We start from the raw sequence: 1,616 nt of genomic DNA on the forward strand, positions 1-1,616 counted from the left end.
CCGGCGCCGGCCTGACCGGTGGCGCACAGTCGGGTCTTTCCGGTCTCGCTGAAACCGGTGTCGGCCTTGGGGGTTCGGTTGCCGGTGGTGCTCAGGCAGGTTTGGGCGGTGCCGTAGATACCGGCGCGGGCTTGGCGGGTTCTGCTGCTGGTGGCGCACAGGCGGGCCTTGGCGGTCTCGCTGAAACCGGTGTCGGCCTTGCTGGTTCGGCTGCCGGTGGTGCTCAGGCAGGTTTGGGCGGTGCCGAAGATACCGGCGCGGGCTTGGCGGGTTCTGCTGCTGGTGGCGCACAGGCAGGCCTCGGCGGTCTCGCTGAAACCGGTGTCGGCCTTGGGGGTTCTGCTGCCGGTGGCGCGCAAGCGGGTCTGGGCGGTCTCGCTGAGACCAGCACCGGCCTCGCAGGCTCCGCGACCGGTGGCGCCCAGGCTGGCACCGGCCTCGAGACCGGTCTCGGCGGATCCGCCGACGCAGGCCTGTCGGGCACGATGACCGGCGGCACGCAGATCGCCGGCGGCCTCGGCAGCGCCGTCGACGGTGCGGCGCAGACCGGCACCACCGCGACCACCGACTTCACCGGGACAACCCAGGCCGACACCTCCGGCACCCTCGACACCACGGGCGCGGTCACCACCGCGGCCGACACCTGGTCCTCGGTCGACGTGTCGAGCGCGTTCGGTTCCGGCCTGCACGGTTCGAGCCTCGGCGGCGAGACATCGCTGTTCGGCGAGTCGAGTACTCTCGCCGAGACCGGTGCCGACGTGCACTCCGACGGAATGTTCCACTGAGCGAAACGGGCGCTGCGATGGGGACTCTCGCACCGAATGCGGTGCCGCTGACGACGGTGTTGGCCGACACCGTCGCAGCGGCCCGCGCCGCAGGCCGCGACGACCTGGTCGGGCGCCTGGAGAAGGTCACCGAGCGGGTGCGCGATCCGCGCCACCGCATCGTCGTCACCGGCCAGCTCGGTCAGGGCAAGAGCCGGTTCGTGAACGCGCTGCTCGGGCTCGATGTCTGCCAGGTCGGCGACGACACGACCACCGTGCTCCCGCTGCAGCTGTCCTACGGCGCGCAGCAGCGGGCGTATCTGGTGCTCAGCGCGCCCGGCACCGAGGACGAGCGGGTGGAGATCCCGTTCGACGAGATCGGCGTCGTCGATCCACGCAGCCCGCTGGCCCAGGGCAGGCAGATCGTGCGGATCGAGGCCGAGCTGCCCAACCAGCTGCTGGCCGACGGCATCGTCCTGATCGACACTCCCGGTGTCGGCGGCCACGGAAGTGCCTGTGCCGCAGGAGTTCTCGGCCTCGCCGCAGCCGCCGACGCGGTGCTCGTGCTCTCCGACGCCTCCACCGAGCTCACCGAACCCGAGCTCACCTTCGTCCGCCAGATCCGCGAACTCTGCCCCACGGTCGCCGTCCTGCTCGCCAAGACCGACCTCTATCCGCACTGGCACCGGGTACTCGAAGCCGATCGATCACACCTGACCCGCGCCGAAGCCGACGTCACCCTGATCCCGGTGTCGGCCCTGCTGCGCGCTCACGCCCTGCGCCTGCGGTCTCTTATAGACATCGTACGCTGCCGACGTAACTGGAGGTGTATTTATCTTTGGGGGCGGGTGG

3 protein-coding genes are annotated in these 1,616 nt (G+C 70.5%); 2 read left to right on the forward strand and 1 reads right to left on the reverse strand.

Features of this window, described 5'->3' with window-relative positions:
- Window positions 1-359: hypothetical protein (locus tag ACFWPJ_RS32330; RefSeq protein WP_378857255.1), on the reverse strand; the 359-nt coding region annotated here is incomplete at its 3' end.
- 126 nt (window positions 360-485) lie between these two features.
- Between ACFWPJ_RS32330 and ACFWPJ_RS32335 the strand changes: the two genes are divergently transcribed.
- Together ACFWPJ_RS32335 and ACFWPJ_RS32340 are read left to right on the forward strand one after the other, a co-directional pair.
- On the forward strand, window positions 486-785 hold the full coding sequence (locus tag ACFWPJ_RS32335) for a hypothetical protein (RefSeq protein ID WP_378857257.1): 300 nt from the start codon (window positions 486-488) through the stop codon (window positions 783-785).
- A 17-nt stretch (window positions 786-802) separates the two neighbouring features.
- Window positions 803-1,616, forward strand: an 814-nt coding sequence (locus ACFWPJ_RS32340; RefSeq protein WP_378857259.1) for a dynamin family protein, incomplete at its 3' end; no start/stop codon positions are given.

This window comes from Nocardia sp. NPDC058497 (genome assembly GCF_042720195.1).
Lineage (GTDB): Bacteria > Actinomycetota > Actinomycetes > Mycobacteriales > Mycobacteriaceae > Nocardia.